Source organism: Streptomyces sp. NPDC052101, from assembly GCF_040680235.1.
Classification (GTDB): Bacteria; Actinomycetota; Actinomycetes; order Streptomycetales; family Streptomycetaceae; genus Streptomyces.
In genome coordinates this window covers 1-19,836 of the sequence record NZ_JBFAWH010000028.1, presented here as the reverse complement: position 1 = coordinate 19,836, position 19,836 = coordinate 1, and the positions used below count along the sequence as shown (strand labels likewise).

Sequence of the window (19,836 nt, the reverse complement as noted above, 5' to 3'; positions counted from 1 at the left end):
GATGACATGAGCACAGACGGTCAGGTGAGAAACCACTGGTTCGACGACGAGGCCGGACCGGTCGTGCGTCCGTACGCCATGACGCGCGGCCGGACCACGAGCCCGGCCCAGCACCGGCTCGATCTGATCGCGGTGGTCGTCACGGAACCGCACGTGGGCGACCCGGAGGCGGATCCGACGCTGTCGCCCGAGCACGTGGAGATCGTCGGACTCTGCCGCGACGCACCGCAGTCGGTCGCCGAACTCGCCGCCGAACTCGCCCTGCCGATCGGCGTGGTGCGGGTCCTCATCGGCGATCTCGTGCACGCGGAACTCGTTCATGTCACGCGCCCGGTGCCCCCGGCCGAACTGCCGGACGAGAGCATTCTGCGTGACGTGATCAACGGCCTCCGGGCGCTGTGACGGGCCCGGGAACGGAGTGCTGACGTGACAGACCGGCATCCGCCGCACGGACTCGGAGTCCTGGCACGGCACCTGCCGGTCCGTCCCGAGGACACCGCCGTCCAACGGGGCGGCGCCACCGCCGACCCGTCGGGCCGAGCCGGCTGCTCGGTCACCGGTCTCGGCCCGGGCGGCCTACGCGGCATCGAAAACCCCTGGCGGCGGCCACGGCCGGCCGTCGCCCGACCCCGATCAAGCAGGAGAAGAGACCGATGATCCTCGGGCGTTCTGAGCGCGGCAAGCCCCCGGTCGAGCCCGTCACGCTCAAGATCCTGGTGGCCGGCGGCTTCGGCGTGGGCAAGACGACCCTGGTCGGGGCGGTCAGCGAGATCAGGCCGCTGCGCACCGAGGAACAGCTCTCCGAGGCCGGCCGCCCGGTCGACGACACCAACGGCGTGGAGGCGAAGCACACCACCACCGTGGCCATGGACTTCGGCCGTATCACCCTGCGCGAGGACCTGGTGCTCTACCTCTTCGGCACACCGGGGCAGGAACGGTTCTGGTTCATGTGGGACGAAATGTCCGAGGGTGCGCTCGGCGCCGTCGTCCTCGCCGACACCCGCCGACTGGAGGACTGCTTCGCCGCCGTCGACTACTTCGAGCGGCGCTCCATACCCTTCCTCGTCGGTGTCAACTGCTTCGAGGGAGCGGACCGTTACCCGGCCGAGACCGTACGGCAGGCCCTCGACCTGGACGACGACGTACCTGTCCTGCTGACCGACGCCCGTGATCGGGGGTCGGTCAAGGAGGTGCTCATCGGAGTCGTCCAGCACGCGATGGACCACGCGACGGACCGCCGCCAGGCCGCGCTCGGCTGACCGGGGCGCGCGGTCCCCTCGGCCGCCCCACGGGCACGGCCCGTACCCCCGCCGACCGGGGTACGGGCCGTGGTCCGTCGAGGAGCCCTCACGCGCGCGTGCCACGAACTGCTACGCGTCCTCCTCCAGCCAGCCGAAGCTCTTCTCCACGGCCTTGCGCCAGTTGCGGTACTCGCGCTCGCGCGCCGACGACTCCATCGCCGGCGTCCACTCCGCGTCCCGCTGCCAGTGCGACTTCAGCTCGTCCAGGTCGTTCCACACTCCCGTCGCCAGACCGGCCGCGTAGGCGGCACCCAGACAGGTCGTCTCCGACACCCGGGGCCGGATCACCGGCACGCCGAGGACATCCGCCTGGTGCTGCATGAGCAGGTTGTTCTTCGTCATTCCGCCGTCGACCTTCAAGGTGGAGATCCGGACCCCGGAGTCCTGATACATCGCGTCCACGACCTCCCGGGTCTGCCAGCTCGTCGCCTCCAGCACGGCGCGCGCGAGATGTGCCTTGGTGACGTACCGGGTGAGGCCGGTGACCACACCGCGCGCGTCGGAGCGCCAGTAGGGCGCGAACAGGCCCGAGAACGCGGGCACGATGTAGGCGCCGCCGTTGTCCTCGACGCTCGCCGCCAGCGTCTCGATCTCGTCGGCGTCGCGGATGATCCCGAGCTGATCGCGGAACCACTGGACCAGCGCGCCCGTTATCGCTATGGAACCCTCCAGGCAGTACACCGGCGCCTCCGCGCCGATCTTGTAGCCCATCGTCGTCAGCAGCCCGCTCTTGGACGGCACCGGCCGGTTGCCGGTGTTCAGCAGCAGGAAACTGCCGGTGCCGTAGGTGTTCTTCGCGGTGCCCACGTCGTAGCAGGCCTGCCCGAAGACGGCGGCCTGCTGGTCGCCCAGCGCGGAGGCGACGGGCACCCCGGCGAGCTGCCCGACCGCCGTGCCGTACACCTCGGCGGAGGACCGGATCTCGGGCAGGACCGCCTGGGGCACGTTCATGGCGGACAGAATGGCCGGATCCCACTGGAGCGTCTCCAGGTTCATGAGCATGGTGCGGCCGGCGTTCGTGACGTCGGTGACATGCCGGCCGCCGTCGGGGCCGCCGGTGAGATTCCAGATCAGCCAGGAGTCGATGGTGCCGAAGGCGATCTCCCCGCGTTCGGCCCGCTCCCGCAGACCGGGCACATGGTCGAGCAGCCAGGCCGCCTTGGGCCCGGAGAAGTAGCTCGCGAGCGGCAGCCCGGTCTGCTCGCGGAAGCGGTCCTGGCCGTCCGCGCCGCCCAGTTCGGAGCAGAGCGCGGCGGTACGGGTGTCCTGCCAGACGATCGCGTTGTGCACGGGCTTGCCCGTGGCACGGTCCCACAGGACCGTCGTCTCCCGCTGGTTGGTGATGCCGAGCGCGCTGAGCTGGCCGGCGCGCAGCCCGGCCTTGGCGAGCGCTCCGGCCACCACGGCCTGCACCTTGGACCAGATCTCGGTGGCGTCGTGCTCCACCCAGCCGGGTTTGGGAAAGATCTGGCGGTGCTCGCGCTGGTCGACGGCGACGATCGCGCCGCTGTGGTCGAAGACGATGCAGCGGCTGGACGTGGTGCCCTGGTCGATGGCGGCGACGTAGGTGTCGGCGGTGTCCGTCATGGCTGTCCCTGGGTCGCTGGGTCGGGTCGCTGGTCAGAGGGGCACGTGCGAGTGGCAAGGCGGCGTCCGGGGCCGGAGAGCGGCGTACGGGCCGTCAGAAGGCCGCGTGGTAGACGAGGCCCGCGAGCGCCCCGCCGATCAGCGGTCCGACCACCGGGATCCAGGAGTAACCCCAGTCGGAGGTGCCCTTGTTCGGGATCGGCAGGAAGGTGTGCACGATGCGCGGGCCGAGGTCACGGGCCGGGTTGATGGCATAGCCGGTGGGCCCGCCGAGGGAGAGGCCGATACCCACGACGAGCAGCGAGACGATCAGCACCGTGGTGCCGGACTCGCCGAGCCCCTTCGTCAGCCCGAAGGCGAGGATGGGCAGCACGAGGGCCATCGTCGCGATGATCTCGGTGATGAGGTTGGCGACCGGGTTCCGGATCTCCGGGATGGTCGAGAAGATGCCGAGGGTCGGCAGCGGCTCGTCGTCGGGGTCCCCGCTCGTGCCCTCCTTGCGGACGTTGGCCTGGAACTGCGCGAGATACACCAGGTAGGCGAGGACGGCGCCCAGCATCGCGCCGACCATCTCGCCCAGCAGATAGACCCAGACCTTGCCCCATTTCCCGGTGTCCACGGCGATGCCGATGGTGACCGCGGGATTGAGCTGGCCACCGGAGAGGGGGGCCGCGGTGTACGCGCCCGCGAGGACGCCGAAGCCCCACCCGAACGCGATGACGACCCAGCCCGAGGCCCGCGCCTTGGAGTGTCTGAGGGTGACGGCGGCGCAGACACCGGCACCGAACAGGATGAGGATCGCGGTGCCGATGACTTCGCCGACGAAGATGTCTCCGTTGCTCATGGCGGCTCCCTTGGCGCCGGTCGGGGGCGCTCGGCCCCGGCTCTCCGTGCAGGAACGTTCCCTTGCTGACGTCAGCCGAAGGCAGGGAGCCCCGCGCCCCGTCCGGCGTCCGTGACGAGCGTGCCGTCGCAGCCGCATCACCGGGGAGGGACGGGCCGTCGAACAGGACAGACCCGTGGCACAGTGCCTGATAACGCCGAGAATGTACGGCGATGTCGGCTGACACCGGGAAGTGTTCACCGGTGTCACGGGGGCGTCAAGGTTGCCGACGGCGACGGTGACAGCGACTCGCCCGGCGGCCGTGCCGCCGCTGCCCGGCCTCAACGGGCATGTACAGGAAGGACGTTCACCACCGTGGCTCGGCGGCCGCGCATCCGGCCTGCGCCGGCGCTGCCCCCGGACCCCGCCGCACCTCGTGACCGGGCAGCCCGGCGCGTCCGAGCACCCAGCTCGCCCCGCGCAGCGCCTTGGCCGCCCGCTTCAGCGGAGCGAGCTGGGCGGCGGCCTGGCGGTGGTCGCCCACGCTTCCCGGTGCGCACACGACGGTCGCGAGGGAGAGCGTGACCGCCCGGTCTCCCGCGGTCCAGGGCAGGTCGAGCACCGAGCCCACCAGCGGATCCAGCGCCGCCTCCTCGGCCAGCACCAGGAAGTCGTCCCCGCCGATGTGCCCCACGCGCGCGTGCCCCGAGACCGCCTGCTGCAGCGCCCGCCCCACCGACCGGATCAGCTCGTCGCCGGCGGCGAACCCGGCACCGTCGTTGACCTGCTTGAAGTGATCGATGTCCAGCCAGCTGAGCGCAAAGGTCCGGCCGTCCGCGATCCAGCGGTCCACCTCGCTCGTGATCGCGTCCGAACCCGGCAGCCGGGTCAGCGGATTGAGCCCGGCGGCCTCCTCCACCCGGCTCTCGGCCAGCGCCCGCACCAGGTCCGCGAGCCGTACGACACCCACGCATCGCCCGCGCCCGTCGACCACCGCGACATCGTCGGAGGTCCGGTCCCGGCCGCCGATCGCGACGACGTCCAGCACCTGCCAGGCGGTGGCGTCGACGCCGACCATGCGGGGCGCGTCCCCCAGCTTGAAGGCCGGCCGGTCGGCGTACAGGGCATGCCCGTACCGGCCGGACAGCGACAGCAGGAAGCGCGAGCGGTGCACCGACCGCACGGGCCTGCCGGCCTGGTCCACCAGCAGCACACCGGAGACGTCCGGCGATCCGGTCAGCAGCGCCCGCACCTGCCCCGCCGAGGCGGTCACCGGCAGTACGGCGGCCGGACGCACGAACTCCCGCACCGACGGCCCCGACCGGGGCATGGCGACAGCGCCGGGGGAGCGGGGCGGAACGTATACGTCCGCGGCGGGAATCCGGGCCGGCGGCGCGAACAGCTCGCCCTGGGCCAGCTGCGCCCCGGCCGACAGCGCGGCCGCGTACTGCAGTTCGGTCTCGACCCCCTCCACCGCGACCAGGGCTCCCAGCTCCTCGCAGAGTGTCCGCATCGCCCGCACCGCGGCCGGCCGGGACAGCAGCGAGGCGTCGAGCTTGACGAGGTCGGGGGAGAGGTCGGTGAGCAGCCGGAGCGGTACGTCGCCGTCCCCGATGCCGTCCGCGCTGATCCGGAACCCCTGCTCGCGCAGTGCCGCCACCGCCTCCAGCAGTGCCTGTTGCGGCACGTGCGTATAGGGCGGGACGACGTCCAGCGTCACCTCCCAGGGCAGCCGCCCGGCCGCGCGCACGGCGTCGTGCAGCGGGGTGAGGCCGCCGAGGTCGGCGAGCGTGGCTGCGAACACGTTGAGATGCAGCGGCAGCAGGGTCTCCTTGTGGGTCGCGGTGCGAAGCGCCAACACCGTGAGTTTCGAGTCGAGTTCGGGGTCACGGCGGGCCTCGGCCAGGACGTCGCCGGTCTCCGGGCGGGCGAGTGTCTCCAGTGCGGCGACCGCGCCCGTACTCAGGTTGACCACCGGTTGGAAGGCGAAGCGGAGAGTGTCCGTCCAGGAGTGCACGGGAGCATGATGGCGCTGCCCGGATGCGCCCAGGCCCAGTTCATGAGACGTTCACGCAGGATTCCGGGGTGGTCACGCAGCGTGGGCAACCTCTGTAGTCGCTGCCGTCACACGATGCTCTCCCCCTCTTCTCCGTCGGTCTGCGTCACCGCACCGCGACCACCGATGATCCATGCCCGAACAGCCCCTGGTTGGCGGAGATCCCCACGCGTGCCCCGGCGATCTGCCGCTCGCCCGCCGTGCCTCTCAACTGCCAGGTCAGCTCACATACCTGGGCGATGGCCTGGGCCGGCACCGCCTCCCCGAAGGAGGCCAGTCCGCCACTGGCGTTGACGGGTATGCGGCCGCCCGGGGCCGTCGCGCCCTCCCGCAGCAGCTTCGCCCCCTCGCCCTCGCCACACAGCCCCAGATCCTCGTACCACTGCAACTCCAGCGCGGTGGACAGGTCGTACACCTCGGCCAGGGACAGGTCCCGGGGGCCGATGCCCGCCTCCTCGTAGGCCGCCCGGGCGATGGACGCTCTGAAGGTCTTACCCGCGGGCTCCACGGCGGCCGCGCAGTCCGTGGCGATGTCCGGCAGGTCCAGCAGCGTGTTCGGGAAGCGTGGGGTCACGGTCGACACCGCGCGGATCCGCACCGGCCGGGGCGCGCCGTGCCGGTGTGCGAAGTCCATGCTGGAGAGCACCAGGGCCGCGCCGCCGTCGGAGGTGGCGCAGATGTCGAGCAGCCGCAGCGGATCGGCGACCACCGCGGAGGCGGCGACCTCCTCGGCGGTGACCCGCTTGCGGTAGCGGGCGTACGGGTTGAGCGCGCCCATCGCGGCGTTCTTCACCTTGACCAGCGCGAAGTCCCGCGGTGTGTCCCCGTGCACCGCCATCCGGCGCCGCGCGTACAGCCCGAAGTACGTCGGATTCGTCGCGCCCAGCAGGTGAAAGCGCAGCCAGTCCGGATCGTCGGGACGCTCTCCGCCCGCCGGCCGGAAGAAGCCCTTGGGTGCCGCGTCCGCCCCCACCACGAGGACGACGTCCGCGAGCCCGGCCAGGATCTGCGCCCGCGCCGTGGCGATCGCCTGCGCCCCGGAGGCGCATGCCGCGTACACACTGGCGACTCTGGCCCCCTGCCAGCCGAGGGCCTTGGCGAACGTCGCGCCCGCCACATACCCGGGATAGCCACCGCGCACCGTGTCCGCGCCCACGACCGAGCCGACGTCGCTCCAGTCGACGCCGGCGTCCGCGAGCGCGGCGCGGGCCGCCGCCGTCCCGTACTCCACGAAGGAGCGGCCCCACTTGCCCCATGGGTGCATGCCGGCGCCGAGCACCGCCACGTCCGTCGTCATGCCCTCACCTCCGTCGGCCGCCAGTGCCAGGTCGTCCAGGTCGTCTCCGCGTCCTCGTGCAGCACTCCGGGGACGACCTCCACCTCCATGCCCACCGTCAGATCGGCGACGGTGACCCCGGGAGCCGCCTGCCCCAGCACCACGATCCGCTCGGCCACCAGCTCCACCGCGATCAACGCGTACGGCTCCCACGGAAGTTCCGGACTACTCACATAGGGTGACGGCGGACGGTATCGGGCGTCCGTGTACGACCAGATTCGCCCCCTTCGTGAGAGAGGTACCTCCTCCACTGGGCCCCCTGTGCAGTACGGATTGCGACAGTGGACGTCCTCGCGCGGGAAGAACACCGTGGCGCATGCCGAGCAGCGGGTGCCCAGGAGCCGGAAGTCGTCTCCGTCTCCGGTGAACCAGCCGGCGACCGCCGGCGTGCGTGTCCGAGGCAAAGTCCCTCCCTGGCGGATAATCTGACGGAGCGTCAGAAGTGTGTCACGGGCATCCGGAAATGGGCAGGGCGCAGACATGACCCGACTCACCCGCGCAGTGCGCGGTCTCGTCACCGCCCTCGCCGCCGCGCTGGCCGTGACCGCCGCCTCCGCCACCGCTCAGGCGAAGCCGGAGCCCAAGGCCCCGAAGGACTTCGTGGCCCTGAGATCCGTGGACCCGACGATCCTCCAGGAGATGCGCTACTTCACCCCGCACAACTTCGTCGGCCGGCGCATCGACGGCTACGAGCAGCCGATCTGCATCCTCACCCGCCCCGCCGCCGAAGCGCTCCACAAGGCGCAGTTCACACTGCTGCGCAAGGGCTACACCCTCAAGGTGTACGACTGCTACCGGCCCCAGCGCGCCGTGAACCACTTCGTCCGCTGGGCCGAGGACCTCGACGACCAGGCGATGAAGGGCGAGTTCTACCCGAACGTCGACAAGACCCGCCTCTTCGAGGACGGCTACATCGCCGAGAAGTCCGGCCACAGCCGCGGCTCGACCATGGACCTCACGATGGTGAGACTCCCCGCGAGGCCGACCCGGCCGTACCACCCGGGAGAGCCGCTGATGCCGTGCTACGCGCCCAAAGGTGATCGATTCCCCGACAACTCCATCGACATGGGCACCGGATTCGACTGCTTCGACACCCTCGCGCACACGCTCGACCCGCGCATCCAGGGCGAACAGCGCACCAACCGCCTGCTGCTCAAGGACACCCTGGAGAGCCTCGGATTCGTGAACCTCGCCGAGGAGTGGTGGCACTACACATACAAGCCCGAGCCCTATCCGGACACCTATTTCGACTTCCCCGTGTCCCGGAAGTCGCTCATCGGCGCGGACTGAGCCGCCTGCGGAAGACGCCCTTCTTCTGATCGGATACAGTCCGCGCGTGTCCGAAACTCATCATCCAACTGCCAACTCCGTACCGAACTCGCACTGTTCGGGTTGCGGAGCGCCCTACGGAGAGGGCATTTCCGGCTGGCCGCGCACCTGCACGTCCTGCGGGACCGTCGCCTACCGCAATCCGCTGCCGGTCGCGATCGCGCTCCAGCCCGTGTACGACACCAAGGGCACCGCCCTCGTCGTCATCACCCGCACCATCGCTCCCGCGCGCGGAGGCACGGCCCTGCCCGGCGGCTACATCGACGACCGGGAGGAGTGGAAGCAGGCCGTCGTACGCGAACTCAAGGAGGAGACCGGCATCGACGCGGCCCCGCGCGACGTACGGCTCGTGGACGCGATGAGTTCGCCCGACGGCCACCTGCTGCTGTTCGGACTCCTCCCGGAGCGCCCGGCGGACGGACTCCCGCCCGCCCACCCCACGGACGAGACCGAGGGCTGGCGGCTGCTGCGCCGGCCCGAGGAACTCGCCTTCCCGCTGCACACCGTGGCCGTACGGGCCTGGTTCGAGGGCCGGTACGGCTGAGCCGCGCGCTCAGTCCAGCCCGCGCACCCGCACCGGACAGGGCGGCTCTACGGAACCGCCCTCCCGTTCCCGGGTGACCACCACCGCGCGGCCCTGCCGGCGGGCGACATAGCGTTCGATCTCCGGTTCGTCCCACCCGTCGCCCGCGTCCGGCACCACCAGACCGCCTCCCGTCCGGCCACGCGCCGGTGCCCACACCTCCAGCTCCAGGCCGCCGTCGGCACCGCGCACGGGGATGACCGCACCCGCACGCGCGAACACCGGTATCCGCGACAGCGGCGCGTCCACGAGAACCTGCGCCGGCCCCTCGTACGCCTTCTCCGTCGCCGTGTCGTACCAGCGCCCCCGCGGCAGCTGCACCGCACGCCGGTCGGCACCCGGGTCCAGCACCGGAGCCACCAGCAGACCGTCCCCGAGCAGAAACGTGTCCTCGCAGTCACGCAGCGCCCGGTCCTCCGGCGCCCCCCACCACAGCGGCCGCACATAGGGCGCGCCGGTGCGCCGGGCCAGATGCGCCAGCGTCATGAAGTAGGGCAGCAGCCGCCGCCGTTCGAGCAGCGCCACGCGCGCGTGCTCCAGCGCCTCGGCGCCGAACTCCCAGGGCTCCCTGCGCCCCGCCCGCAGACTCGCGTGGGTGCGGAACAGCGGCAGATACGCGCCGAGCTGGAACCACCTCAGATACAGCTCCGGTGACGGGCTGCCGTCGAAACCGCCCACGTCCGGCCCCGAGTACGGCACCCCGCACAGCCCGAGCCCCAGCACCAGCGACAGCGACGCCCGCAGCCCCGGCCAGCCCGTCGCCACGTCCCCGGACCAGGTGCCCCCGTACCGCTGCAGCCCCGCCCAGCCGGACCGGGAGAACAGGAACGGCCGCTGCCGGGGCGCCAGCTCGCGCAGCCCCTCGTAGCCGGCCCGGGCCATGCACAGCGCGTACACGTTGTGCGCTTCCCGGTGGTCGCCCCCGCGCCCCTCCAGGGCGTGCCGGGCCGAACGCGGCAGGGTCGGCTCACCGAAGGCGTTGAACGACGTCGGCTCGTTCATGTCGTGCCAGAACCCCGCGAAACCCTGCCCCAGCCGCTCCTCGTACAGCCCGCCCCACCACTTGCGCACGCCCGCGCGCGTGAAGTCCGGAAAGGCCGACTCGCCGGCCCACACCACCCCGCGCACCGTGCGCCCCGAGGAGTCCCGCACGAACGCGTCCACGGCCCTACCGCTGTCGTACACGGCATTGCCCGGGGCAGCCTTCACGGCCGGATCGACGATCGACACCAGCCGGATCCCGTCCCGCCGCAGCTCCTCGGCGAGTCGCGGCAGCTTCGGAAAACGCTCCTGGTCGACCGTGAACACCTGGTGGTCGTCGTAGTGGTCGATGTCCAGGTGCACGGCGTCCAGCGGCAGCCCGTGCCGCTGATAGTCCGCGACGATCCGGCGTACCTCCTGCTCGCTGCCGAAGCCCCACCGCGCGTGATGGTGCCCGAGCGCCCACGCGGGCGGCAGCGCCGGCGCACCGGTCAGCGAGGCCCAGGCGTGCAGCACGCGCGCGGGAGTGCCCACGATCACCCAGCAGCGCAGCGGACCGCCGTCCATCCGCACCTCGCAGCGCCCCGCCCGGTCGTGCCCGGACCCGGCGCCCTCCTCGCCCTCCCACAGCACCACCGAGCCGTCCCACGTGGTGTCGTGGAACACCAGATGCGTGCCCGCGTCAGCCACCACGAGCTGCACCGGCATCGTCAGATACAGCGGATCGTCGCCGGGACGGAACGCCCGGCCGGGATCGGTGTTCCACAGCCGGTACGTGCCGTCCCGCAGCCGGGGCCCGGACGCCCGGCCGCCCAGACCGAAGAAGCGGGCATCGGCCGCCACCTCCGACCGCTGCATCCAGCGCGCCGTACCCCCGCCGACCGGCTCCCACCAGCGCGGCGGCAGATCCCGCCGCAGCGTCACACCGCCGGGCGTGCACACCTCCACCGCACCGTGCCGCGAGACGGTGACCGTGACCCGCTCGGCGACCACCCGCCAGCCACCGTCCTTGTCCGGCTCCAGCACCGCCCGCGGATCCGGCTCAGGACAGGTCTCCGCGAGCGCGTACGACGGCTGGGGGCCCGCCCCGTCCCACCCCCAGAACACCGCCCCGTTCACCGCGACGGTGATCCGCAGCTCGGACCGGCCGAACCGGATCAGCCCGCCGCCCGGCCCCGGCTCCGCGCCCTGGACCCGCCCCGGCACCCGCGCCCGCTCGGCACCCCGCGGCGGCAACCCGACGGCGTCGATCCGCCGCCTGCGCCACGCCGCCCGTACGGTACGCAACCCCCGAGCCGCCCTCCCCGAACCCACCACACTCACCGAACGCACCAGGTCACGACCGTCCATGCTGCTCACCCTGCCACTGAGCGCCCCACGCGTGCGTGTCGTTCAACTGCCGTTCACCCGTGCCGGGACCACATCTTCACGACACGGACTATGTGGGGCGCGCCCTGGTGTAGAAGTCGATCACATGGCATCGTCCCTGTCAGCCGCGTCACGCGCACACCCCAGCCCGTGCGCGGACCGACGCCCACGACGCGCACAGCCCGGGAGCCGCCCCCATGTCGACCGCCACCCCCCAGCCGCTCTGGCAGCCCGATCCCGAGCGGATCGCCCAGGCTCGCATCACCCGGTTCCAGGCATGGGCCGCCGAGCGCCACGGCGCCCCGGCCGAAGGCGGCTACCCCGCCCTGCACCAGTGGTCCGTCGACCAGCTGGACACCTTCTGGAAAGCCGTCACGGAGTACTTCGACGTGCGGTTCTCGACGCCCTACGCGCGCGTGCTCGGCGACCGCTCGATGCCGGGCGCCCAGTGGTTCCCCGGAGCCACCCTCAACTACGCCGAGCACGCCCTGCGCGCAGCGGCGGACCGGGCCGACCAGCCCGCCCTGCTCCACGTCGACGAGACCCACGAACCGCGCCCGGTGACCTGGGCCGAACTGCGCCGCCAGGTCGGCTCCCTCGCGGCCGAACTCCGCGCCCTCGGCGTGACTCCCGGCGACCGCGTCAGCGGCTACCTGCCCAACATCCCGCAGGCCGTCGTCGCCCTGCTGGCCACGGCCGCCGTCGGCGCCGTCTGGACCTCCTGCGCCCCCGACTTCGGCGCCCGCAGCGTCCTCGACCGCTTCCAGCAGGTCGAGCCCGTCGTCCTGTTCACCGTCGACGGCTACCGCTACGGCGGCAAGGAGCACGACCGCCGCGAGACCGTCGCCGAGCTGCGCCGCGAGCTGCCCACCCTGCGCGCCGTCGTCCACATCCCGCTGCTCGGCACACCGGCACCCGAGGGCGCCCTGGAGTGGTCGGCGCTGACGTCGGGGGACACCGAGCCGGTCTTCGAGCAGGTGACCTTCGACCACCCGCTGTGGGTGCTGTACTCGTCCGGTACGACCGGCCTGCCCAAGGCCATCGTCCAGTCCCAGGGCGGCATCCTCGTCGAGCACCTCAAGCAGCTCGGCCTGCACTGCGACCTCGGTCCCGAGGATCGTTTCTTCTGGTACACCTCGACCGGCTGGATGATGTGGAACTTCCTCGTCTCCGGCCTGCTCACGGGCACGACGATCGTCCTGTACGACGGCAGCCCCGGCTACCCGGACACGGGCGCCCAGTGGCGGGTCGCCGAACGCACCGGGGCCACCCTCTACGGCACCTCGGCCGCCTATGTCATGGCCTGCCGCAAGGCCGGCGTCCGTCCTGCGCGCGACTTCGACCTGTCCGCGGTGAAGTGCGTCGCCACCACCGGCTCCCCCCTGCCGCCCGACGGCTTCCGCTGGCTGCACGACGAGGTCCGCGACGACCTGTGGATCGCCTCCGTCAGCGGCGGCACCGACGTCTGCTCCTGCTTCGCCGGCGGCGTACCCACGCTCCCGGTGTACACCGGCGAGCTGCAGGCACCCGGCCTCGGCACCGACCTGCAGGCCTGGGACCCCAGCGGCCGTCCCGTCATCGACGAGGTCGGCGAGCTGGTCGTCACCAACCCCATGCCCTCGATGCCGATCCGCTTCTGGAACGACCCCGACGGCAGCCGCTACCACGACAGCTACTTCGACACCTACCCCGGCGTCTGGCGGCACGGCGACTGGATCACGCTCACCTCACGCGGCACCGTGATCATCCACGGCCGCTCCGACTCCACCCTCAACCGGCAGGGCGTGCGGATGGGCTCGGCCGACATCTACGAGGTCGTCGAACGGCTCCCCGAGATCAAGGAATCCCTCGTCATCGGTGTCGAGCAGCCCGACGGCGGCTACTGGATGCCGCTGTTCGTGCACCTCGCCCCGGGCGCCGTCCTCGACGAGGCACTCCTGAACCGCATCAAGCAGGCCATCCGCGAACAGCTCTCGCCGCGGCACGTACCCGACGAGATCATCGAGGTGCCCGGCGTCCCGCACACCCTCACCGGCAAGCGCATCGAGGTCCCCGTCAAGCGCCTCCTGCAGGGCACGCCCCTGGAGAAGGCGGTCAACCCCGGCTCCATCGACAACCTCGCCCTGCTCGACTTCTACGAGGAACTCGCCCGCAAGCGCGGCTGACCCCGTGCAAGTCACCCGCCATAGGTGGCCTCGGACTCGCCCAGCACGGCGGCGAAGTCCGAGGCCAGCCGCGCGGCGTCGGCCGGCTCCAGCCCGGCGGTGGTGATCCGGACGCCCGGCCCGGACGACACACGGAACCTGGCGCCTGCCGCGACCCACCAGCCGTACGACCGCAGCCCGTTCACCACGGCCGATTCGTCGCGCACGGGCACCCACACATTCATTCCGCTCGCGGCGTGCGAGGCGATGCCCCGTGCCGCCAGTTCACCGGCCAGCGCGGTACGACGCAGCGCGTACGTCTCACGCGCGCGTGCCACCAACGCGCGCGTGCCGTCGTCCGTCATCAGCCCGTGCACCGTCTCCTGCAGCAGGTGGCTGACCCAGCCCGACGTCAGCAGCAGCCGGCCGTCGTGCCGGGCGAGCGTGACCGGGTCGCAGGCCGCGGCCGCCCAGCGCAGATCGGTCCCGAGGAACTTGCTCACGGACCGCACATGCACCCAGCGGGCCGGCCCCGCGGCGGACACGGTATGCAGGTCGGCGCCGGCCACCTCGGACGCATGGTCGTTCTCCACCACCAGCGCATCGGGCGCTTCACGCAGCACCCCGGCCAGCGCATCCCGACGGGCGGCGGAGAACCATCCGCCGTACGGATTCTGCCCCCGCGGGCTGAGCACCACGGCCCGCACCCCGGCGCGCAGCGCCGCCCGCAGGGCCTCCGGACGCATCCCCTCGTCGTCCACGGCGACCGGGACGTTGCGCAGCCCCAGCGCCGCGACCAGATCCAGCAGATGGTGATAGCCCGGGTCCTCCATGGCCACGCCGTCCCCAGGGAGCAACTCGACGGACAGCACCCGGTTGATGAGATCCAGCGCGCCGTGCGCGAACGTCACGTGATCCACGGGGACGCCGTCCGCCCCCATCCAGTCTCGCACCGCCTCCTCCAGCCGCGCGAGCCGGGGCGCGGAGCGATGGGAACGGACACCCGGGGAGAGGCGTGACGGCGGCAGCAGATCGGGCAGCAGCGCCGGATCGGGATGTCCGCCGGCCAAGTCCCGCAGCCCCTCGGGCACCTTGGGCGGCCGCCGCGACGCGACCGCGGGCGCCGGAGCGACCACTGTGCCGCCGCGACCGCGCGTGATGACGATGCCCCGCCGCCGCAACTCCTTGTAGGCCGTGGCGACCGTACCCGGACTCACCCCCAGCTCGTCCGCGAGCCGCCGCACCGGCGGCAGCGCGATCCCTGGTGCCAACGCCCCCTCCGCCACGCCCTGTTCGACCGATCCGGCAATTCCCTTGGCCGTCGTACCGGCGATCTCATATTGTGTTACCACGTTAGCAATTATGTACCAATACATAACTGGAGACAAGCTCCACCCGAGGGGGAACAGTGGAAGCCCAGCCCGAGGCCGCCCTCCGGCCACCGCGCATACCAGGCGGCCGCGACGGACGCCGGATGCTCCTCATCACCTTCACCGACCGCATCGGCAGCGGCCTTTGGGCCTCCGTCTCCGTCCTGTACTTCACCTACGTCTCCGGGCTCTCCATCGCCCAGGTCGGCACCCTCGCCGCGATCTCCGGCGCCGTCGGCATCGCGGGCGCACCCCTGGGCGGACGCATCGCCGACCGCTTCCCCCTCACCCGGATCCTGATCGCACTCCAACTCCTGCGCGCCACCGCCTCCTTCGCCCTGCTCACCACCGACCACTACCTCCCGCTGCTCGCGATCTCCGCCGTCGGCAGCCTCGGCGACCGCGCCTCCAGCGTCCTCACCAAGCTCTACGCCACCCGCATCGCCGGACCCGCCCGAGTCCGCTACCAGGCCGTCAACCGCACCGCCTCCAACGCCGGCTGGGCCCTGGGCGGCCTCGCCGCGGCGGCCGCCCTCACCCTCGGCACCACCACCGCCTACCGCTGGCTCCTCGCCGGCGACGGACTCTCCTTCCTGGCGATCGCGCTCCTCACCCTGACCTGCGCCGAACCCCCGTCCAGCAGCCGCCTCGCCGCCGACGCCCGCACCACACCGCGCAAGGTCAGGCCGGCCAGTCCCTGGCGCGACCGCATGTACCTCGCGTTCGTAGCGACCGAGACAATCCTCTTCCTGGACGACAGCGTCTTCCAGATCGGCCTGCCCCTGTGGATCGCCCACACCGAGGGCGTACCGCACGGCCTCGCACCCCTGCTGCTCGTCCTCAACAACGTGATGGTGGTAGCCCTCCAGGTGCCGCTCGCCCGCTACGGCACCACCACCGCGGCAGCCCGGAAACTGCTCGTCCCGCTGTCCGCGGCCTCCGCCGCCGGCGGCATCACCATGGCCCTGTCCGCCACCGGCGGCGCCGCCCAGGCGATCTGCCTGCTCACCGCCTCCGCGGCTCTCTTCACCTTGGCCGAGATGCTCCACGCCGTGGCGTCCTGGGAACTCTCCGTGACCCTCGCCCCCGACACCGCACAGGGCGCCTACCTCGGCGTCCACGGCCTCGCCCAGTCGGGCCAGCGCAGCCTCGGCCCACTCGCCGTCACCGCCGCCATCGCCACCGGCCCCCTCGGCTGGACCGTCTTCGGCGCCACCATCGCCGCGACCTGCGCACTCCAGCACCGCCTGGTCCGGGACCGCCTCCCGCGAAGCCCATTGTCAGTGCCGCCGGTTACGGTGAGTGAGCATTGATCGACCGCGCACTTTGGGGGAAACATGGCGCACACCGACCACCAGACCATGCGACGCGTCCTGCGCCGCGAGATCGCCGGCACCATCGGCCTGATCACCGACGAGCACGACTTCCGCGCCATGCGGCGCTACCGCAGCTTCACCTTCGACGACCACGCCGCCTACCTCCGGCAGGTCGAATCCGTCCTCAGGGCCCGCGCCGCCCAGGGCACCCACACCACACTCGCCCTGTTCGACCCCGAGGACTACGCCCACTACTGCACGGAAGCCGGACTCGACCCGGAGGCCCCGGCCAGCCGCACCCGGTTCACCGCGGAACTCGCGGCAACAGGCGCGACCATCCCCTACGACGGCCGACCGCTCGCCACCCTCGTTCCGGCCCTCGTGGACGAAGCCGTACGACAGGCCACTTGGGAGTACGCCACCACCCTGCTCGCCCGCCTCGGCCCCTGCCCCACCTGCGGAGAGGACATCGGCAGGACAGCCTTCACCCGAGCCTCCGACCTCCTGGTCCGCATCCTCGACACCGCACCACCCGGCGACCGCCACCTCGTGTGCAGCGTCTCCGGACCACCGGACACCCTCATCTCCGTCCTGCACGGCGACCGGGACAGCCACGGCGACACCCGCCTCGACGAAGCCGAAGCCCTGGAATTCACGAGCGTCCTCGCCCTCGGCCTCGCGACCCGCAGCCCCGGCGGACTCGTCCTGCGCACCAGCGCCCCGGGCACGACCGACCGCGTCTACGGCTGGCGACTGCGCACCGGCGCCCTGGAACCCCTCACCGCTTCCGAAGTGTTCGACGCCTACTGCACCGATGCCGAATGCGGAGACCTCATCTCCCCGGAGTCCGGCGTCGACTACTGCGAGCCCCCCGACCTGGGAGACGAGACCACAGCACCGGGCCACCGCCACTGAACGACCCAGGCGTCCACGGCGCCGCCCGCGCCGACAGCACGCCGAACGCACCAGGGGCGCCCCACCCGAAGGCGGGACGCCCCTGAACCCGGCACACCGGACACGCTGGTACGGCTACTCGCCGGACAGCACCGCCTGAGCCGCGCTGCGCGCCTCCTCGGCGCTGTCCGCGGCCCGCGCCGCCGCCGCGGCCCGCTCACACTGCGCCAGCGTGTACTTCGCCAGCGTCGCCCTTACATAAGGAATAGACGCCGAACCCATGGACAAGGAGGTGACACCCAGACCGGTCAGCACACAGGCAAGCAACGGATCGGACGCGGCCTCACCGCACACACCACAGCTCTTGCCCTCGGCCTTGGCCGCCTCCGCCGACAGCGTCACCAGGTCCAGCAGCGCCGGCTGCCACGGGTCCTGAAGCCGGGACACCGCGCCCACCTGCCGGTCGGCCGCGAACGTGTACTGCGCGAGGTCATTGGTCCCGAGCGAAAGGAACTCGACCTCCTGCAGGATCGAACGCGCCCGCAGTGCGGCCGACGGGATCTCGACCATCGCGCCGAACTTCGCCTGCAGCCCCGCATCACGGCAGGCGTCCGCAAAGGCCTTGGCGTCCCTGCGGTCCGCCACCATAGGGGCCATGACCTCTAGATAGACGGGCAGCCCCTCGGCGGCCTTCGCCAGCGCGGTCAGCTGCGTGCGCAGGATCTCGGGGTGGTCCAGCAGCGTCCGCAGACCCCGCACGCCCAGCGCCGGGTTCGGCTCGTCGGCCGGAGTAAGGAAGTCCAGCGGCTTGTCCGCACCGGCATCCAGCACCCGCACGACCACACGGCCCTCGGGGAACGCCTCCAGCACCTGCCGGTAGGCCTCCACCTGCTTCTCCTCGGAAGGAGCGTTCTTGCTGTCGTCCAGGAACAGGAACTCGGTACGGAACAGGCCGACGCCCTCGGCCCCGGCCGCCACGGCGGCCGGTACGTCCGCCGGCCCGCCCACGTTGGCCAGCAGCGGCACCTTGTGCCCGTCCGCCGTCGCACCCGGCCCGGTCGACGCGGCCAACGCGGCTTTGCGCGCGGCGGCCGCGGCCTCCAGCTCCGCCTTCTTCGCCTCGCTCGGGTTCACGAAGATGTCGCCTGTGCTGCCGTCGACGGCGATCACCGTGCCCTCGGCCAGCTCACCGGCACCCGGCAGCGCCACGACCGCCGGCACACCCAGGGCCCGCGCCAGGATCGCGCTGTGGCTGGTCGGCCCGCCCTCCTCGGTCACGAAGCCGAGCACCAGAGAGGGATCCAGCAGCGCGGTGTCGGCAGGAGCGAGGTCCCGCGCCACAAGCACATACGGCTCGTCGCTGTCCGGAACCCCCGGCATCGGAACGCCCAGCAGTCGGGCGACGATGCGATTCCGCACGTCGTCGAGGTCGGCCACCCGACCGGCGAGGTACTCACCGGCACCGGCCAGCAGCTCCCGGTACGCCGCGAACGCGTCGTACACCGCACGCTCGGCCGTGCTGCCGACGGCGATCCGCCGGTCCACGTCCGCCATCAGCTCGGGGTCCTGGGCCATCATGGCCTGCGCCTCGAGCACGGCCTGGGCCTCGCCCCCGGCCAGATTGCCGCGCGCCATCAGATCGGCGGCGACAGCGTCCACGGCCTGTCGAGCCCGCCCCTGCTCCCGCTCGGCCTCCTCCGCGGGGATCTGCTTGGCCGGCGGCTCCAGCACCGCCGTGCCCATGTGCCGAACCTCGCCGATGGCCACGCCATGGCTCACGCCGACGCCTCGCAGCGTTGTCTCCATCTCACCCGTCTCCGATAGTGCGGCGGACCCCGCCGCCGCGGTGGTTGTCCTGATCGCCGTCAGGTGACGGCACTGCGGTCACTGCCAGGAGAAGAGGCTGTCGCCGGCCTTCACGTCTCCGCTGTCACGGATGCCGGAGAGAACGTCGGCCGTGGCTTCGAGCGCGACGACGGGGCAGACCGCGGACTTGCCGGCGGCCTCGACGGCGGCGGGGTTCCAGCGCACGATCGCCTGCCCTCGCTGCACGGTGTCGCCCTTGTTGACGAGCAGTTCGAAGCCGTCGCCGTTGAGCTGCACGGTGTCGATGCCGAGGTGGGTGAGGACGCCATGGCCCTCCGCGTCGACCACGACGAAGGCGTGCGGGTGCAGGGAAACAATGACGCCGTCCACGGGCGACACGGCCTCGGAGGCCTCACGCACGGGGTCGATGGCGGTGCCCGGGCCGACCATGGCCCCGGAGAAGACCGGATCCGGCACTTCGGCCAGTCCGATGGCACGTCCGGCAAGAGGGGACGTCACGGTGGTCATGGGAAGCCTCCCAAGGAGTGGAGCTGCTTACGGGCCGTCACTGCCTGTCCCGGACGGCACTGAGCAGCAGGGTATGTCATATGAAGTGGCGGTTCCGTTTAGAAGCTACCAGCTAGTGGTCTAGACCACCAACCCCTTGGATTTGCACGGCCTTCAAGGCTCCGTGTACAGTCGTACTCCTGCTTGGGACGGAGCGACGCGAGAGCGTCCTCACTCGAGCAGAACCCAAACTCGTCAGATCCTATCTCTGGATCCGCTTCTGCATGCTCGCAGGAGGGTGGTCAGAGAGACGGAAAAACCCTGATAGAGTTTGAAACGCCGAAGGGAAGCCCGGAGGAAAGCCCGAGAGGGTGAGTACAAAGGAAGCGACCGTTCCTTGAGAACTCAACAGCGTGCCAAAAATCAACGCCAGAT

General features: G+C 71.5%; 16 protein-coding genes. 7 read left to right on the top strand and 9 right to left on the bottom strand.

Annotation, left to right across the window (positions count from 1 at the left end; translation table 11 throughout):
• Window positions 1-6: 6 nt before the first annotated feature.
• Entirely contained in the window at window positions 7-402 is a 396-nt protein-coding gene (locus tag AB0L75_RS34345) for a DUF742 domain-containing protein (protein WP_365189088.1), read from the top strand.
• A gap of 251 nt (window positions 403-653) precedes the next feature.
• Window positions 654-1,259 carry an ATP/GTP-binding protein gene (locus AB0L75_RS34340; RefSeq protein ID WP_365189086.1) on the top strand — a complete coding sequence of 202 codons (606 nt, stop codon included), beginning with the start codon at window positions 654-656 and terminating at the stop codon, window positions 1,257-1,259.
• Between the two features lie 111 nt (window positions 1,260-1,370).
• Here the strand turns inward: AB0L75_RS34340 and glpK are convergent, their stop codons facing one another.
• The 5 genes from glpK to AB0L75_RS34315 form a co-directional block, all read right to left on the bottom strand.
• Window positions 1,371-2,888, bottom strand: coding sequence for a glycerol kinase GlpK (gene glpK / locus AB0L75_RS34335; RefSeq protein WP_365189083.1), 1,518 nt, complete (start codon window positions 2,886-2,888; stop codon window positions 1,371-1,373).
• A 94-nt stretch (window positions 2,889-2,982) separates the two neighbouring features.
• Window positions 2,983-3,732 carry an MIP/aquaporin family protein gene (locus AB0L75_RS34330; RefSeq protein WP_365189080.1) on the bottom strand — a complete coding sequence of 250 codons (750 nt, stop codon included), beginning with the start codon at window positions 3,730-3,732 and terminating at the stop codon, window positions 2,983-2,985.
• Between the two features lie 346 nt (window positions 3,733-4,078).
• Entirely contained in the window at window positions 4,079-5,728 is a 1,650-nt protein-coding gene (locus tag AB0L75_RS34325; RefSeq protein WP_365189077.1) for a GGDEF domain-containing protein, read from the bottom strand.
• 145 nt (window positions 5,729-5,873) lie between these two features.
• Window positions 5,874-7,064 carry a lipid-transfer protein gene (locus AB0L75_RS34320; protein ID WP_365189074.1) on the bottom strand — a complete coding sequence of 397 codons (1,191 nt, stop codon included), beginning with the start codon at window positions 7,062-7,064 and terminating at the stop codon, window positions 5,874-5,876.
• Window positions 7,061-7,507, bottom strand: a complete 447-nt coding sequence (locus AB0L75_RS34315; RefSeq protein ID WP_365189072.1) for a zinc ribbon domain-containing protein — start codon at window positions 7,505-7,507, stop codon at window positions 7,061-7,063. The genes AB0L75_RS34320 and AB0L75_RS34315 overlap by 4 nt, the downstream gene beginning before the upstream one ends.
• Window positions 7,508-7,583: 76 nt before the next feature.
• Here AB0L75_RS34315 and AB0L75_RS34310 point away from each other — a divergent pair, with 76 nt between their 5' ends.
• Window positions 7,584-8,393, top strand: a complete 810-nt coding sequence (locus AB0L75_RS34310) for a M15 family metallopeptidase (RefSeq protein WP_365189070.1) — start codon at window positions 7,584-7,586, stop codon at window positions 8,391-8,393.
• Window positions 8,394-8,439: 46 nt separating this feature from the next.
• Entirely contained in the window at window positions 8,440-8,976 is a 537-nt protein-coding gene (locus AB0L75_RS34305; RefSeq protein ID WP_365189068.1) for an NUDIX domain-containing protein, read from the top strand.
• 9 nt (window positions 8,977-8,985) lie between these two features.
• Here the strand turns inward: AB0L75_RS34305 and AB0L75_RS34300 are convergent, their stop codons facing one another.
• Window positions 8,986-11,346, bottom strand: coding sequence for a glycoside hydrolase family 31 protein (locus AB0L75_RS34300; RefSeq protein ID WP_365189066.1), 2,361 nt, complete (start codon window positions 11,344-11,346; stop codon window positions 8,986-8,988).
• 215 nt (window positions 11,347-11,561) lie between these two features.
• On the opposite strand from AB0L75_RS34300, the gene AB0L75_RS34295 reads away from it, so the two are divergent.
• Window positions 11,562-13,529 (top strand): acetoacetate--CoA ligase, encoded by a 1,968-nt coding sequence (locus AB0L75_RS34295; RefSeq protein ID WP_365189064.1) that lies wholly within the window; start codon window positions 11,562-11,564, stop codon window positions 13,527-13,529.
• An 11-nt stretch (window positions 13,530-13,540) separates the two neighbouring features.
• On the opposite strand, the gene AB0L75_RS34290 is transcribed toward AB0L75_RS34295, so the two are convergent.
• Window positions 13,541-14,860 carry an aminotransferase class I/II-fold pyridoxal phosphate-dependent enzyme gene (locus AB0L75_RS34290; protein ID WP_365189061.1) on the bottom strand — a complete coding sequence of 440 codons (1,320 nt, stop codon included), beginning with the start codon at window positions 14,858-14,860 and terminating at the stop codon, window positions 13,541-13,543.
• 122 nt (window positions 14,861-14,982) lie between these two features.
• Between AB0L75_RS34290 and AB0L75_RS34285 the strand changes: the two genes are divergently transcribed.
• Together AB0L75_RS34285 and AB0L75_RS34280 are read left to right on the top strand one after the other, a co-directional pair.
• A complete protein-coding gene (locus AB0L75_RS34285) occupies window positions 14,983-16,191 on the top strand; it encodes an MFS transporter (protein ID WP_365189059.1) in 1,209 nt (402 codons plus the stop codon).
• A gap of 24 nt (window positions 16,192-16,215) precedes the next feature.
• A complete protein-coding gene (locus AB0L75_RS34280) occupies window positions 16,216-17,109 on the top strand; it encodes a hypothetical protein (protein WP_365189056.1) in 894 nt (297 codons plus the stop codon).
• 114 nt (window positions 17,110-17,223) lie between these two features.
• Here the strand turns inward: AB0L75_RS34280 and ptsP are convergent, their stop codons facing one another.
• Together ptsP and AB0L75_RS34270 are read right to left on the bottom strand one after the other, a co-directional pair.
• Window positions 17,224-18,894 carry a phosphoenolpyruvate--protein phosphotransferase gene (gene ptsP, locus AB0L75_RS34275; RefSeq protein ID WP_365189053.1) on the bottom strand — a complete coding sequence of 557 codons (1,671 nt, stop codon included), beginning with the start codon at window positions 18,892-18,894 and terminating at the stop codon, window positions 17,224-17,226.
• Between the two features lie 78 nt (window positions 18,895-18,972).
• Window positions 18,973-19,422, bottom strand: a complete 450-nt coding sequence (locus AB0L75_RS34270; RefSeq protein ID WP_365189050.1) for a PTS glucose transporter subunit IIA — start codon at window positions 19,420-19,422, stop codon at window positions 18,973-18,975.
• Window positions 19,423-19,836: the final 414 nt, after the last annotated feature.

Coding starts and splice junctions, on each gene's coding strand:
- ptsP (WP_365189053.1), bottom strand. CDS start 18,894: ATGGAGACAACGCTGCGAGGCGTCGGCGTGAGCCATGGCGTGGCCATC.
- AB0L75_RS34345 (WP_365189088.1), top strand. CDS start 7: ATGAGCACAGACGGTCAGGTGAGAAACCACTGGTTCGACGACGAGGCC.
- AB0L75_RS34270 (WP_365189050.1), bottom strand. CDS start 19,422: ATGACCACCGTGACGTCCCCTCTTGCCGGACGTGCCATCGGACTGGCC.
- AB0L75_RS34285 (WP_365189059.1), top strand. CDS start 14,983: ATGCTCCTCATCACCTTCACCGACCGCATCGGCAGCGGCCTTTGGGCC.
- glpK (WP_365189083.1), bottom strand. CDS start 2,888: ATGACGGACACCGCCGACACCTACGTCGCCGCCATCGACCAGGGCACC.
- AB0L75_RS34295 (WP_365189064.1), top strand. CDS start 11,562: ATGTCGACCGCCACCCCCCAGCCGCTCTGGCAGCCCGATCCCGAGCGG.
- AB0L75_RS34320 (WP_365189074.1), bottom strand. CDS start 7,064: ATGACGACGGACGTGGCGGTGCTCGGCGCCGGCATGCACCCATGGGGC.
- AB0L75_RS34280 (WP_365189056.1), top strand. CDS start 16,216: ATGGCGCACACCGACCACCAGACCATGCGACGCGTCCTGCGCCGCGAG.
- AB0L75_RS34340 (WP_365189086.1), top strand. CDS start 654: ATGATCCTCGGGCGTTCTGAGCGCGGCAAGCCCCCGGTCGAGCCCGTC.
- AB0L75_RS34310 (WP_365189070.1), top strand. CDS start 7,584: ATGACCCGACTCACCCGCGCAGTGCGCGGTCTCGTCACCGCCCTCGCC.
- AB0L75_RS34300 (WP_365189066.1), bottom strand. CDS start 11,346: ATGGACGGTCGTGACCTGGTGCGTTCGGTGAGTGTGGTGGGTTCGGGG.
- AB0L75_RS34330 (WP_365189080.1), bottom strand. CDS start 3,732: ATGAGCAACGGAGACATCTTCGTCGGCGAAGTCATCGGCACCGCGATC.